General features: G+C 65.6%; 15 protein-coding genes and 1 pseudogene. 5 read left to right on the forward strand and 11 right to left on the reverse strand.

Annotated elements, in window-relative coordinates; all coding sequences use genetic code 11:
• The first annotated feature begins 184 nt into the window (after positions 1–184).
• Positions 185–553, forward strand: a complete 369-nt coding sequence (locus AB0N24_RS26875; protein ID WP_364131495.1) for a cupin domain-containing protein — start codon at positions 185–187, stop codon at positions 551–553.
• 46 nt (positions 554–599) lie between these two features.
• Positions 600–1,067, forward strand: coding sequence for an NADPH-dependent FMN reductase (locus tag AB0N24_RS26880; RefSeq protein ID WP_364131497.1), 468 nt, complete (start codon positions 600–602; stop codon positions 1,065–1,067).
• Between the two features lie 3 nt (positions 1,068–1,070).
• On the opposite strand, the gene AB0N24_RS26885 is transcribed toward AB0N24_RS26880, so the two are convergent.
• Positions 1,071–1,397: an antibiotic biosynthesis monooxygenase family protein gene (locus tag AB0N24_RS26885; RefSeq protein ID WP_364131500.1), complete on the reverse strand. Its 327-nt coding sequence runs from the start codon at positions 1,395–1,397 to the stop codon at positions 1,071–1,073.
• A 128-nt stretch (positions 1,398–1,525) separates the two neighbouring features.
• On the opposite strand from AB0N24_RS26885, the gene AB0N24_RS26890 reads away from it, so the two are divergent.
• A complete protein-coding gene (locus AB0N24_RS26890; RefSeq protein ID WP_364131502.1) occupies positions 1,526–2,128 on the forward strand; it encodes a DUF1992 domain-containing protein in 603 nt (200 codons plus the stop codon).
• 30 nt (positions 2,129–2,158) lie between these two features.
• Here the strand turns inward: AB0N24_RS26890 and AB0N24_RS26895 are convergent, their stop codons facing one another.
• The gene (locus tag AB0N24_RS26895; protein ID WP_364131504.1) at positions 2,159–2,800 is read right to left on the reverse strand and encodes an NAD(P)-binding domain-containing protein; all 642 of its coding nucleotides are present in this window, start codon (positions 2,798–2,800) and stop codon (positions 2,159–2,161) included.
• A gap of 157 nt (positions 2,801–2,957) precedes the next feature.
• Between AB0N24_RS26895 and AB0N24_RS26900 the strand changes: the two genes are divergently transcribed.
• On the forward strand, positions 2,958–3,722 hold the full coding sequence (locus AB0N24_RS26900; RefSeq protein ID WP_364131507.1) for a hypothetical protein: 765 nt from the start codon (positions 2,958–2,960) through the stop codon (positions 3,720–3,722).
• Positions 3,723–3,734: 12 nt separating this feature from the next.
• Here AB0N24_RS26900 and AB0N24_RS26905 read toward each other — a convergent pair whose 3' ends face one another.
• Together AB0N24_RS26905 and AB0N24_RS26910 are read right to left on the reverse strand one after the other, a co-directional pair.
• Positions 3,735–4,049, reverse strand: a complete 315-nt coding sequence (locus AB0N24_RS26905) for a DUF6221 family protein (protein WP_055807707.1) — start codon at positions 4,047–4,049, stop codon at positions 3,735–3,737.
• Between the two features lie 6 nt (positions 4,050–4,055).
• On the reverse strand, positions 4,056–4,205 hold the full coding sequence (locus AB0N24_RS26910) for a hypothetical protein (RefSeq protein ID WP_214949006.1): 150 nt from the start codon (positions 4,203–4,205) through the stop codon (positions 4,056–4,058).
• A 137-nt stretch (positions 4,206–4,342) separates the two neighbouring features.
• On the opposite strand from AB0N24_RS26910, the gene AB0N24_RS26915 reads away from it, so the two are divergent.
• A complete protein-coding gene (locus tag AB0N24_RS26915) occupies positions 4,343–4,747 on the forward strand; it encodes a hypothetical protein (protein ID WP_364131509.1) in 405 nt (134 codons plus the stop codon).
• Between the two features lie 90 nt (positions 4,748–4,837).
• On the opposite strand, the gene AB0N24_RS26920 is transcribed toward AB0N24_RS26915, so the two are convergent.
• The 7 genes and pseudogenes from AB0N24_RS26920 to AB0N24_RS26950 form a co-directional block, all read right to left on the reverse strand.
• The gene (locus tag AB0N24_RS26920; RefSeq protein ID WP_364131511.1) at positions 4,838–5,122 is read right to left on the reverse strand and encodes a DUF1540 domain-containing protein; all 285 of its coding nucleotides are present in this window, start codon (positions 5,120–5,122) and stop codon (positions 4,838–4,840) included.
• 262 nt (positions 5,123–5,384) lie between these two features.
• Positions 5,385–6,746 carry an ammonium transporter gene (locus tag AB0N24_RS26925; RefSeq protein ID WP_364131513.1) on the reverse strand — a complete coding sequence of 454 codons (1,362 nt, stop codon included), beginning with the start codon at positions 6,744–6,746 and terminating at the stop codon, positions 5,385–5,387.
• Positions 6,747–7,129: 383 nt separating this feature from the next.
• The gene (locus tag AB0N24_RS26930) at positions 7,130–9,316 is read right to left on the reverse strand and encodes a transglycosylase domain-containing protein (RefSeq protein ID WP_364131515.1); all 2,187 of its coding nucleotides are present in this window, start codon (positions 9,314–9,316) and stop codon (positions 7,130–7,132) included.
• Between the two features lie 166 nt (positions 9,317–9,482).
• The gene (locus AB0N24_RS26935) at positions 9,483–10,880 is read right to left on the reverse strand and encodes an MFS transporter (RefSeq protein WP_364131518.1); all 1,398 of its coding nucleotides are present in this window, start codon (positions 10,878–10,880) and stop codon (positions 9,483–9,485) included.
• 68 nt (positions 10,881–10,948) lie between these two features.
• Positions 10,949–12,454 (reverse strand): NAD-dependent succinate-semialdehyde dehydrogenase, encoded by a 1,506-nt coding sequence (locus tag AB0N24_RS26940; RefSeq protein ID WP_364131521.1) that lies wholly within the window; start codon positions 12,452–12,454, stop codon positions 10,949–10,951.
• A gap of 29 nt (positions 12,455–12,483) precedes the next feature.
• Positions 12,484–13,308, reverse strand: a complete 825-nt coding sequence (locus AB0N24_RS26945) for an HpcH/HpaI aldolase/citrate lyase family protein (protein WP_364131524.1) — start codon at positions 13,306–13,308, stop codon at positions 12,484–12,486.
• Positions 13,293–13,598, reverse strand: a pseudogene (locus tag AB0N24_RS26950) (2-oxo-hepta-3-ene-1,7-dioate hydratase); the annotation flags it as partial. The pseudogene AB0N24_RS26950 and the gene AB0N24_RS26945, both read right to left, overlap by 16 nt.

Below are 13,598 nucleotides of genomic sequence, written 5' to 3' on the forward strand. Positions count from 1 at the left end.
TCCTCTTTACTTTGTTTCCTTTTTTTTCGTCTTTATCGGCCCTCTCCCTTTGTTTTAATACCCCACTCCCACAAACACCCCCCCCCCCCCCCCCGCCCCCCCCCCCCCCCCCCCCGCTTCCGGCTGTTATTTGGTGCCCCGGGATCAGGCGCTTAACCCGGCGGTGGAGACTGAAGGAGATGCAATGCGCAAACCAGAGCTGGAGTTCCACGAACCCCCCGCTGACTGGCAGAAGGCGAACGGCGACGCCGAACGCGGAATTTGGGAGCAGGTACTCGCTGCGGACCCTGTTAGCGGAGATTCGACCTTGCTCCAACACTATGAGCCCGGTGCCGACACCATAGCCGGCGGCGTGATCGTCCACGACTACTGGGAGGAGGTCATGATTCTCTCGGGGGAACTCACCGATCTGACGCTCGGGAAAACTTTTACAACCGGTATGTACGCGTGCCGCCCACCGGGCATGCGTCACGGACCGTACCTGAGCGGCGGCGGCTGTCGCATGCTCGTTGTTGTCCGTCCGAAGTCGGATCCAAGCACACCTTCCACCTGAGACCCGTCGCCCTCGAACCTCTGGCCGACACCCGCGTTCTGTGCTCATGGCAACGTTCAAGATCGGCTACTTCGTCGGAAGCGTGGCCCGCGGTTCCATCAACCGCACCCTCGCCAACGCCCTGATCAAACTGGCTCCAGAGGACCTCGTCCCCGGAGCGCTCAAGAATGCCATCGACTGGGGATCCCGCCCCTGGGGCACCAACTCCTTCGCCCGCAAGCCCACCGGCATCATCGGCGCCTCGCCGGGCAGCATCGGCACAGCCGTGATGCAGTCCTCCATGCGTGCCGTCCTCAGCTTCCTCGACGCGCCGCAGCTGAACGCGCCCGAGGCGTACGTTAAGTTCAACCCGGCTGTCTTCGCCGACGACGGAACGGTCACCGACGAGGGCACCGCGGACTTCCTGCGCCACTACATGGAGGAATACGGGGCCTTCGTGGAACGCGTGCTTGCCGCCAACGCGCCCGGACACATCGGCGACCTCAAACCGGACGCCGCCAAGCTCTCCCGTTAAGGCTCAGGCAAGTGAAGTAGCAGTGGAGTTTTTGTCCAGATAATCGGAGTTTCGGGCCCCTTTTGGACCCATTATGTGGACAAAAACTCTCGCACCGAAGCGGGTCCTGAACTCGGGATCCTGCTTCCATGCGTCCCGGGAGGATTCGTCAGTCCACTCCGAGTACGACATGTAGCGTCCGGGGACACCCTTGTCATGCAGGAGTCTGGCCACCACCATCGACGGGTAGTTCTCCCGCGACCACTGAAGAAATTCCGTCCACTTTTGCACGAATTGCTCGTCGTTCCCTTGCCTTACATGCCAGACCCCGGAAGCGTAATGCCCTGCCATCGGTCTCACACCCTTTCCAGACTGCCCCAATAGAACAATTTTAGGATCGGCGGGTTCATTGAAACTTGCCCGGGGCCTCTGAATACTGGAAGGCAGGTTATCCAGGATCGGCCGGGGACGGTGGGAACATGCCCAGTGAAGGAGCCGGTGGCGCGTTCAGGCGCCGGGTGGAACGTGCCGCCGAACTGCGCGCCGTCCGCGCCACCGGCATCACAGCCCAGGAGGAAGCTGAGCTTACCGCTGCCGAGGAAAAGGAACGGGAAAAGCGCAGGAAGGTGGATGACGCCAGAAGGGCCGAATACCTGATCAGGGACGCCATGGCGCAGGGGAAGTTCGACAACCTGAAGTACACCGGCAAACCCATCCCCGGGCTGGGCGAGGGCTACGATCCGGATTGGTGGGTCAAGGGACTGATCCAGCGCGAGAACATCACGGGCATGGGGCCGAAAGCCATCCTCCTGCGCACCGAGGACGCCGAGCTGGATGGCAGGCTGGACGCCCAATACTCGGAGAAGCAGGTCCGCGACATCCTGCAGGACTTCAACAGGCGGGTGATCGATGCCCGCCGCCAGCTACAGGGCGGTCCACCCGTTGTTACCAAGACCCGTGACATAGACGCCGAAGTGGAACGATGGCACGAACGCCGGGCGGCAGTAGCCGCAGCGCCGCCGCCACCGGAGCCTGAAATAAAGCGCTCCTGGTGGCGGCGGATCCGGGACGGCAGCACGTGAGAAAGCGGGCCTAGTCGTCAGATCTCAGCGTCAGATGGTGCGGGGAGCCCGGGCGAGGTTCTCGGTGAGCTCGGCCGCGTTCTGGCGCACGACGTACGCCGGGCGGTCGCGTTCCACCCGCCAGCTTTCGGACAGCGGGCCGATGTTGACCGTGTCGAAGCCGAACTCGTCGTAGAACCTGGTCACCAGTTCAGCCGCTTCGGGATAGTCGCTGGCCGTGGCAAGCGCGCGGCGGTTTGCTGTGCCTGCGGGGGCCCCGTCAGTGGCGATCTCCTTTGCCATGATGTGGTTGAAGCCCTTGGCCACCTTGGACGTGGGAAGGTGCTTCTGCAGCAAACCGGACGTCGTGGCCTGGCCGCTGTCGAGCTCCGGGAACCGGCCGTCCCGCTCCCAGTAGTAGTTGTTCGTGTCAATCACGACCTTGCCCTCCAATGGCGGCACCGGAAGGTCCCCGATGCTTCTGAGCGGCACGGTCACGACGGCGAAATCGCCGGCCGCGGCCGCTTCCGCCGGAGTTGCCGCCCGGGCCCGGGGTCCCAGTTCCGCCACGAGGCCCATCAGGGTTTCGGGGCCCCTCGAGTTGCTGATGACCACGTCATAGCCCAACTGCACCGCCTTGCGGGCAATCTGGCTTCCAATGTGTCCTGCACCGATGATTCCGATTGTTGTCATGTCCGGGCCAACACCGTCGCGGCCGAGGATATTTCGCGCGTGCAACAAATCGTCATGCCAGGCAACGGTTCAGCGGCAATTAGGCCGACGAAGGTTCCGACGGCCCGGTGCAGCGCCACAATGAAGAGACCAGCGCCAGCTCATCAAGGAGGATGGCATGCGCTCACGAGTATTTTCCCGGTTTATGTCCCCTGCCGGCCTTCTTCTTGCCTGCGTGCTGGTCGGCTGCGGCCAGCAGTCCGCGCCCCCAGGGCCCGCGTCGCAGAATGCGAGCGACCTGCCGGCCTCCGTGACGGCAACGGCACCGCCGGGATCTAGCGCCCAGGGCGAAACGAAAGGCCCCGAGGCTACCGGAGCTTCCACGCCGTCGGCCGCCTGGACCACCTACACGACGGCGGACGGCCAGCTGATCTTCGACCTTCCGGCCGCGTGGAGCGTGGAGGACCCGGCGGGCGAGCTGGCCGAGGGCGGTGGCGCCTTTGCCGAGATCACTAATCCTGCGGGGAAACCGTTGGCCACCCTCCGGACCAATATGGCAACAGGCTCCACCTGCGTGGACCAGCACCCATACGCCGTCCTGGACTCGCAGGACCTGACGGCGCTGACCCTGAAGGGTGCCACGCCCCGGTTTGTGTTTGAGACGCGTGGGACCGTGACGGATCCCGGGCCGGCAGATACCCCGGCTGCGGCCTACGGCATCACGTCAGGCCCGCCGCCCTCGGGGGACTCGGCATGCGCCATCTTCCACTTCTTCACCTGGCCCCCGAGCGCCGCCATGTTCGGGGCGTTCTACAGTCCGGCGAACAATGAAACCCCGGGGGACGCCTCCCTGCCGTATCTGGAGAAAGCCAAGGCCTACACGGAGACCGCCGAGTACCGTGACATCAGGCGGATGATCACCTCACTGCGGCCCGCCGGCTAGCCAGGCAGCGGCCTACAGCCAGTCCTCCTCGAAATCCGGATGGTCGGCATAGGGCAATGCCAGCGCCTTCAGTGAACGCGTGGTCCATTCGATGGCCTCCGGAATCCAGCGGGACTCCTCCTCGAACGGGTCGCTGACCATTGTGGCCAGCGCCGTCTGCCGGGCCGATTCGACAATGCGGATGACCCTCTTCTTCGCCTCGCACTCCAGCAACAGGCGGTGTTCGTACCACCTGCCTGATTCGGAGACCGTGCGGTCGCTCAGGATCTTGCGGGCCGCGGCCTCGTCCTCCCTGATGCGCTCGGACAGGAATTCGACGATGTCCACAACCGTTCAGCCGCCGGCGGCCGCCACGTCCGGGATGTCGGCACCTTCGGCCGGGTCCTGCGAATGAACCCTGATATCCCTCGGATCAGCGTTCTCGTCGCCCTCGGCCGGAGCCTCGCTGTGGACACGCTCCGACGCCTGTGGGTTCTCGCTCATGTCCGCTCCCTTTGCTGTGGTTCCTGCTGTGAATTGGTGGACGCCCCACTACTGATCATCTAGCGCCCGAAGCCGCAGGGCTGTCAAGGAGGACAATAGGGTCCATCCGATGACGGCCCACGCGAAGGAGCATTACGGTGTCAGACACGAACGGACCACGGCGCGCGGCGCAACAGATGCAGGAAGCGGCCCGCTACCTCGCCCGCGCAGCCAGGAACCTGGACGCACCCTCGGACAGCCACGAGATCCTCCGCAGCCTCCAGGAAACGCAGGGCTCCATCGCCCAGACAATCCGGGAACTGGCCCAATGGCACCGGGCGGCGGCGGCAGGGACGCACTACTCCCGCCCGCACAATGAAAGTGCCCGCGGAGTCATGACCGCGGTGTCCGAACTGGACCTGGCGGCCCAGGAAGCCGACGCCCTGCAGGAGACACTCAACCGGGCGCACGGCGGCAGCAGCGTGGTGAACTGGCTGGAGACACCCGACGCCGAGGCGACTGAGCCGGAAACCCAGGAGCTGGGAAAGCCCCGCAACGACTGACTGCCCGGACCTGCCGGGCGGTCCGGAACGAAAGGGAACGACGGCGGGAAGTCCCGCCGTCGTTCCTCTGCTATCAGTTAGTGGTGCCCGCTACGCGTGCGAGTAGGTGAGGCAGTCCGCGTTGTCGGCGCCGGGTCCCACATGGACTTCGGTCGCCTTGCACATCAGATGGTCGTTGTGGACGCATTCCGAGCGCTGGCAGGCTCCGACGTCGGCCAGGACCTTGGGCAGGCCGCCGTGCATGCCGGTGTCGATGAAGGTGGCACAGGATGCATGATCCTGGGTTCCGCCCACCGTGATGGCGGCGGCATTGCAATTCGAATGGTCGTTGAAGGAACAGTTGGAAACGCTGCAGTCTGCGACGTGCGTTGTCATGAGAAAGGATCCTCCGTGTCTCGGCTGCCCGGTCGGGCGGCTCCCTGTGACCACGGTAGGCCTGTTCGATCCGATCAAAAAGACCCAATCGTGTGACCTAATTGTTCAGGCGCGGCGGCTAGGGCATTACGGCCTATGGTCCGGCGGCGCCCCGCTTCCTAGAATGTGAGTAGGGCCGACGGCACGACTCCCGGCACGTCCGGGGGGCCTTCCCAAACCGCCGCCGGCCCCTCAACCCCGGCCCTACGCCCGCTGCGAAGCCCTAGGCGTAGCTTTCTTCCTTCTCCCGCTCCGCATCCGCGTCCTGCGGTGCGGCGGTTTCCTTGTACGTGCCTTCCGGCGCGGTTGCGTGGTGGTGGAACGGGTTGAACCGGCTGCGCGACAGCTCACCGAATGCGTAGGCCGTCTCGGCGTGTTCGGACAGGTCCACGCCCGCGGTTTCGGCTTCCTCGCTGACCCGGAAACCGAGGGTTTTGTGAATGGCCACGCCCAGGACGGCGGTCACCAGGCCGGAGAGCAGGACAGTGATCAGTACGGCAACGGTCTGCGCCACGAGCTGCTGGAAGCCTCCGCCATAGAAGAGGCCTCCGCCCTGGCCGTCCGCCGGCAGTGCAACGAAGCCAAGAGCCAGCGTGCCGATGAGGCCGCCGCCGAGGTGGACGCCCACAACGTCGAGGGAGTCGTCAAAGCCGAAGCGGTACTTCAGGTCCACGAAGATCGCGCAGAGGGCGCCCGCCACGAGGCCCAGGCAGATGGCCGCCACCGGGCTGATGTTGGCGCAGGAGGGCGTGATGGCCACCAGGCCGGCAACCACGCCCGAGGCTGCTCCGAGGGAGGTGGGGTGGCCGTGGCGGATCTTCTCGGTGACCAGCCAGCTGAGCATCGCCGCGGCCGGGGCCGCGAGTGTGTTAATCCAGATCAGGCCGGCCTGCTCCACCGTGGTTGCGGCGCCGCCATTGAAGCCGAACCAGCCGAACCAGAGGATGGCGGCGCCCAGCATGATGAAGGGGATGTTGTGCGGCCGGTGGTTGGGGTCCTTGCCGAAGCCCTGGCGCTTGCCCACAATGACGGCCAGGACCAGCGCAGCCACGCCGGAGCTGATCTCCACCACGGTGCCGCCCGCGAAGTCGATGACCTGCCCGAACACGGCGGTGACGGCTCCGTCAGCGCCCAGCAGGCCGCCGCCCCAGACCATGTAGGCGAGCGGGCAGTACACCAGGGTGACCCAGATGGGCACGAAGAGCACCCAGGAGCTGAACTTGGCGCGATCCGCGATGGCGCCGCTGATGAGGGCGACCGTGACCATGGCGAAAGTTCCCGAGTAGGCTGCCTTGATGAGGTCCGGAGACCCGATGAGGTTGCTGAGTCCGAAGCTGGCGAACGGGTTGCCGAAGATACCCAGCACGCCTTCGCCGCCGGTCATGGAGTAACCCCACAGGACCCAGATGACGCCGACGATGCCGACGGAGATGAAGCTCATCATGATCATGTTGAGGGCCGCCTTGGCGCGGGTCATGCCGCCGTAAAAGAGGCCGAGGCCGGGCGTCATGAACAGCACGAGCGCCGTTGACATCAGCACCCAGACGTTTTCCGCAGTGATTTCCACCTGCGTGTCCCTTCTCATCAAGTCTTCTGTACGGGACCTCGAGTGATTCCGGGCCACGCCCCCGGTCAATATTTCACGCTCCGTGTTTCCGGCAATGGGGCGCTAAGTTGCGGGTAAGTTACAGGAACGGAGCCTGCGTGAAGATCACGTGACCGTCTTGTTTCGGGCAGGTTAACGATGCCTCTTCGAAAGTCTGGCGATTGCACCGCCGGACCCCCGGGATCCCTGCAACGACGCGGATCCCGCGGATTCGCAACGTCCTGATCTGATAGGCGGGGCAGAATTGGGGCACGTTTCGTTGAGATGACCGGGATTTCACCGTTCCCGAACACGCACGAGGACGACAGCGGGATGCTTGCTACCGGCCACGGGCCGGCGTCCTCAGACGGGCCTGACGCTTCCTACCGGCCAGGTGGCGGCGGCGTCGGGGGCGGCGGGTTGATGCTCATGGACGGCGGCGGCGGCGGGAACGCGGCCGCCGGGTAGAGCCCGGCCACCGCCAGCATGTAGTTGGCCCACTGCGGGCCTGCAAGCATGTAGCCGTCGATGTTCTTGTAGAAGGTGCCGTTGATGGTGACGTTCTGGCCGGCACGTTTCTGGCCCTCAAGCGTGTCTCCAAAGAAGGACACCGTGGCCAGGCCCGTAGTGAAGCCTGCCACCCAGGTGGCGCCGTTGTTGTTGGACGTTCCCGTCTTGGCCGCCACCGGAACTTTGCTCTGGACCTTCGGGTTGATGTAGACGCCGGAACCCATCTTGAGCACGTCCTGCAGCACCGCGTTGACGCCGCGGGCAACCTCGGGCTTGACGGCGGGCCGGCACTGGGCGGCCTCGGCGGGAAGGTGACGCCCGGCAGGGTCACTGACGTCCGCGAGGGCGATCGGGCTGCAGTACCGGCCGTCATTGGCGAAGGTGGCAAAGGCGTTCGCCAGGTGCAGGGGAGCCACCTCGGTGGCGCCCAGCAGGTTGCCGAGCTGATGCATGTTCACCTGGGCGCCGTCCAGCCCGCTGTGGATTCCCACCGCGTCCACCATCTTCTGGATGCCGCAGAAGTCCAGCTGCGCGGCGGTCGCAAAGGTTGCCGTATTGATGGAGTTGTAGAGGCCGTAGTTGATGGGCATGGGCCGGTAATACCCCTCGTCGTTGTTCTTGAGGTCGTCCGCTGCACCCAGCCCGGCATTCTTCTCGGCCGTGCTGTAGGCTCCGAGCACCTTTGCGCAGCTGGACCGCCACGGAAAGTTAAGCGGATAGGTCCGCCGGGACGCATCGATCATCGCGTTCAGGGACTTGCCCTCGTTTAGCCATTCCGCGAAGGTGAACGGCTTCATGGTGGATCCGGGCTGGAACCCGCCGGCCCCGTTGAGGTCATTGCCGTTGGCATCCCTGGAATCGACGTTGAAATTCAGTTGGGTGTCGAACTTCCCTTCCGCCGGCAGGAACACGGTGTTCTGCGCCATGGAAAGGATCCTGCCGGACCCGGGCTGGATAGTAACCAGGGCGGCGCCCCACTTGTCCGGATTTGCGCCTGCGGTGGCGTCTACCTGGGCCTGGGCAGCGGCCTGCAGCCTGCTGTCCAGCGTGGTGACGATGGTCAGGCCGCCGCGGTACAGCAGCCTCTCGCGGTCGTTGAGGTCCGCTCCGTAGGCGGGGTTGTTGAGGATCAGGTGGGACACGTAGTCGCAGAAGTACGGTGCAATGACGGCGGCGGCGCAGCCCTGCCGGCCCGGCGTGATTTTCAGTTCCACACCGGTGGCGACGGCGGCATCGTGCTCGGCCTGGGTGATTTTCCCCTGCTCCAGCATATTGCCCAGGACCTGGTTGCGGCGTTGCAGAGAGTTCTCCGGGTGGACGGCGGGGTCGTAGAAGCTGGGGCTGTTCACCAGCCCGGCCAGCAGCGCCGCCTGCGGCAACGTGAGGTCCTTGGCGGAGGTGCTAAAGAAATGCCGGGCGGCGGCCTCGATGCCGTACGCGTCCCGGTTGAAGAACACGATGTTCAGGTACCCCTCAAGGATCTGGTCCTTGGTGAACTTCTTTTCCAGCTCAACGGCGAGCTTCATTTCCCGCAGCTTGTCGCCCATGGTCTTCTGCCCGCTGAGGACGATCTGCTCGCTTTGATCCGCGGACAGATGCGACTCATTGATGACGTTGGTGACGTACTGCTGGGTGAGCGTGGACGCGCCCTGACGGCCGCCCTGGGTGACATTGAACGTCAGCGCCCGGAGGATCCCCTGCGGGTCCAGGCCGCCATGCTCGTAGAAGCGGCTGTCCTCGATCGCGATGATCGCGGCCTTGATAAACGGCGACATCTGGTCGAGGGTGACCCGCACCCGGTTCTCGGCGTAGAACGTGGCGATGGGCTGACCGTCTGCGGTCACCATTTTGGTGGACTGCGACGGAGGATCGACCGTGAGGTCACCGGGCAGCCTGTTGAAGAACGTGATCGAATTGCTGACCGTCACCCCGGCGGCTGCCACGCTGGGGGCCACGAGGCTGGCGGCCAGGACCCCACAGATGGCGCTCACGGCAATAAATCCGACCAGCCTTCCCAAGGCTGCGGCCAGACGAGAACCCAATCGCTTCTTCGGCGCCATTTGCATCCAGCTATCACGCGTGCCAGTGCGTCAAGAATACGCCCGACGGTAGCCGCCAGCCAGAGCCCGACGGCGGTCCACAGCTGAGCACGCGGACCGGAATGCCTCACGCTACCGGGGCCCCCGCATTCTTCGGCGCCGAGGGCCCGGGAAACGGGCGGTTGCGTCAGACTTTGGCGGCGATGTCCGCAGCGACGGCGGGCACCCGCTTGTCGAAGATCGTGGCGCCGACCTCCTGCTCGGCCTGGTTGTCGATGCCCAGGTCGATGCCCTTCCGTTCACGGATGACCAGCACGGCACCCGTTGAGATTAGGGCAACAATCAGCAGGTAGGCGGACACGGACATCGTGGTTCCGGTGGCCTGGACCAGCGCGGTAGCGATGGTCGGGGCAAAGGCGCCGCCGATGATCGCGCCCAAGGCATAGGAGATGGCAACCCCGGAGAACCGGATGGACGCGGGGAAGAGTTCGCTGTAGAGGGCGGCCTGCGGTCCGTAGGTCAGCCCGAGTCCCACACTGAACAGCGACAAACCGAGCAACATAGCCCAGATGTTTCCGGTGTTGATGAGCCAGAATAGTGGGAAGAACGTGACCATCAGGCAGGCATACCCAATCAGGTACGTCTTCTTACGGCCGATGCTGTCGGCGAGGTAGCCGGAAATGAGCGTAAAGACGAACCACAGCGCGGCGGAGGCCGTGACGGCCAGGAGCACCGCGGTGCGGTCCATGGCCAGTCCCTTGGGAGCCGTGGCGTAGCTGAGGATGTAGCCGCCCGTGGTCATGTAGCCCGCGGCATTGTTGCCGGCGAAGACCAGGGCCGCAAGGACTACCAACAGCCAGTGCTTCTTGAACAGCTCCACGATGGGAACGCGGGTCTGCTGTTTCCGGGTAGCGATTTCCGCGAAGACGGGGCTCTCCTCTACGCTTCGGCGGACGATGAAGCCCACGATGATCAGCACGAAGCTCAGCAGGAACGGGATACGCCAGCCCCACTCCACAAAAGCCGCCCCGGGTGAGATCACACCGGACATCAGGCTGAGGACGCCGGAGGCAAGGAGCATACCCAGGGGGACTCCGAGTTGCGGGAACGAACCGAACAGGCCGCGCTTGGACCGGGGCGCGTGCTCGACGGCCATCAGTACGGCGCCGCCCCATTCGCCCCCGGCCGAGATGCCCTGCAGGATGCGCAGGAGCAGCAGCAAGATCGGAGCAGCGAGGCCGGCCGTCTCGTAAGTGGGGAGGACACCGATCAACGTGGTGGCGGCACCCATCAGGACGAGTGTGAGGACCAGCATGGCCCTGCGCCCCAGCCGGTCACCGAAATGCCCGGCGAGGAACGCGCCCAAGGGCCGGAACAGGAAGCTCAGGCCAACCGATGCGAAGGAGATCAGCAGGGCGATGTCATTGCCGGCGGGTTCGAAGAATAGCTTGGCGAAAACCAGGCCGGCGGCATTGGCGTAGATAAAGAAGTCGTACCACTCGACAGTGGTCCCGACAATGGTGGCGAACGCGACTCGGCGGTTGTCCCGTTCCGACTTGGGCTGTTGATGCGGCAGAGCGCTCATGGTGTCTCTTTTCCTGAGGGCACAACATTGTGACCCGCGTGTTGTGGTTCTTGATGGAGTGTTGAAAGTCAGGAGGCGTAGGGGTCGGCGATGCCCATGTACTGCGTGGTGGTGTATTCGGCGATGCCTTCGGAGCCGCCTTCACGGCCGAGGCCGGACTGCTTGACGCCGCCGAACGGGGCGGCGGCGTTGGAGATGACGCCGGCGTTGAAGCCCACCATGCCGAACTCGATCTGTTCGGCGACCCGCAGCAGCCGGTTGAAGTCGCGGCTGTAGATGTAGGAGGCCAAGCCGTATTCGCTGGCGTTGGCCAGCCGGATGGCGTCCTCCTCCGTGGCGAACGTGGTGACCGGAGCCACCGGTCCGAAGATTTCCTGGCGCAGGATCGCGGCGTCGTTCGGGACGTTGGCCAGCACGGTGGGCGGGTAGAAGTAGCCGGCCCCCTCCAAAGGTGCGCCGCCGGTGACGGCGGTGGCGCCGGCGTCGACGGCGGCGGCCACCAGGGCGTGCACGTCGTCGCGGGCTCCGGCGTCGATGAGCGGGCCGACTTGGGTGGCCGGTTCCGTCCCGCGGCCGGTGGCCAGGGCACCCATGGCGGCGGCGAACTTGGCCGTGAACTCCTCCGCGACGGATTCCTGGACGAGGAAGCGGTTCGCAGCAGTGCAGGCTTCGCCCATGTTCCGCATTTTGGCCGCCAGGGCGCCTTCGACGGCCTTGTCCAGGTCCGCGTCCTGGAACACGATGAACGGTGCGTTGCCGCCGAGTTCCATGGAGGTGCGGAGGACGTTCTGCGCGGCGTCGGCGATGAGGCGTTTGCCCACCGGGGTGGAGCCGGTGAAGGAGACCTTCCGCAGCCGCGGATCCTGCAGGAGCGGGCCGGAGATCCCAGAGGCGCTGGCGGAGGCGACGACGTTGAGGACGCCGGCGGGCAATCCGGCGTCGAGCATGGTCTGTGCGAAGTACTGCGCCGTGAGCGGGGTGAGCTTGGCGGGTTTGAGGACCATGGTGCAGCCGGCGGCGACGGCGGGTGCGACCTTGCGGGTGGCCATGGCCAGCGGGAAGTTCCATGGGGTGATGAGCAGGCACGGGCCTACCGGCTTTTTCTGGACGAGGATCTTGTTTTTGCCCTCGGGGGTGGTGAGGTAGCGGCCATAATCCCGCACCGTTTCTTCGGAGAACCAGCGCAGGAACTCCGCCCCATAGGTCACTTCACCGTGGGCCTCGGCCAGGGGCTTGCCCATTTCCAGGGTCATCAGGAGTGCGAAGTCCTCGGCCCGTTCGGTGACTAGGTCAAAGGCGCGGCGCAGGATCTCGGCCCGCACCCGCGGGGCGGTCCGGGCCCAGGACGCCTGCGCGGCATCCGCCGCATCGAGTGCAGCGAGGGCGTCTTCACTGGTGGCGGAGGCGAGCGTGGCAAGCACGTCTCCGGTGGCGGGATCGTGGACGTCGAACGTGCCGCCGTCGGACGCGTCCCGCCACTGGCCGCCGATCAGCAGGCCGGTGGGGACGGAAGCGAGCAGCGAGGCTTCGCGTTCCGCGAAAAGGGCAGGGGTGATCGCAGGTGAGACTGTCATGGGGGAGTCCTTCGCTAAGGCGGTTCGGGTCAGTAACTGGCGGGGGTCTCGCCGGCAGGCTCAACGGCCGCGGCCGGCGGGATGTATTCGGCGGCGAGGGCTTCTGAGCCGCGGGCCAGGATGGCGACATCGGCGCCCACCAGCACAAACGAGGCGCCGGCAGCGAGGTAGCTGCGGGCGGTGTCCTTGTTGAAGGCGTTGACGCCTGCGGGCTTCCCGGCCGCTGTGGCGGCACCGAGGCAGAGTTCGACGGCGGCGCGCACTTTGGGATGTTCCTGTTGTCCCAGCAAGCCCATGGATGCCGCCAGGTCGGAGGGCCCCAGGAAGATGGCGTCCACACCGTCGACCGCGAGGATCTCCTCCACGGCAGCGACGGCTGCCTCCGACTCGATCTGGACAGTGACGCTGACGGTTTCCGCCGCCCGCGCGAGGTAGTCCGGGATGCGGTTCCAGCGCGCAGCGCGGGCCAGAGCCGAACCGACCCCGCGGACGCCGTGCGGCGGGTACCGGGTGGCGGCCACTGCTGCTTCGGCTTCAGCGGCGGAGTTCACCATCGGGATGAGCAGGTTCTGCACGCCCAGGTCCAGGTACTGCTTGATCAGCACGGTGTCATTGACGGGCGGCCGGACCAGCACCTGGACAGGGTAGCCGTGGACGGCCTGGAGCTGGGCAAGGACGGATTCAAGCCCGTTGGGGCTGTGTTCGGCGTCGATCAGCAGCCAGTCGAGGCCGGCCCCGGCGCACAGCTCCGCCACCAGCGGGCTGCCGGAACACACCCACATCCCCGCGAGGGACCGGTCCGTCGCGGCCAGGACGTGCCGGAAAGTTGGGTCCGGTTCTACTCGAAGCGGCATGTGACAACTCCGAGGGGTCCGTAGTCGGCGTGGACGGTGTCGCCCTTGTACACCCACAGGGGGCGCGTGAAGGAGCCGGCGAGGATGATGTCCCCGGCCTTCATGCCGTCCCCGTGCGCGGCGATCTTGTTGGCGAGCCAGTGCACTCCGTTGGCCGGGTGGTCCAGGACGCCGGCGGCGACGCCGGTCTCCTCCACGGTCTGGTTCTTGTAGAGGATGGCGGAGACCCAGCGGAGGTCGACGGCGTCAGGCTTCACCGGGCGGCCGCCCACCACCATGGCGCCCATCGC

This window comes from Arthrobacter sp. NPDC093128 (assembly GCF_040683875.1).
GTDB lineage: Bacteria > Actinomycetota > Actinomycetes > Actinomycetales > Micrococcaceae > Arthrobacter.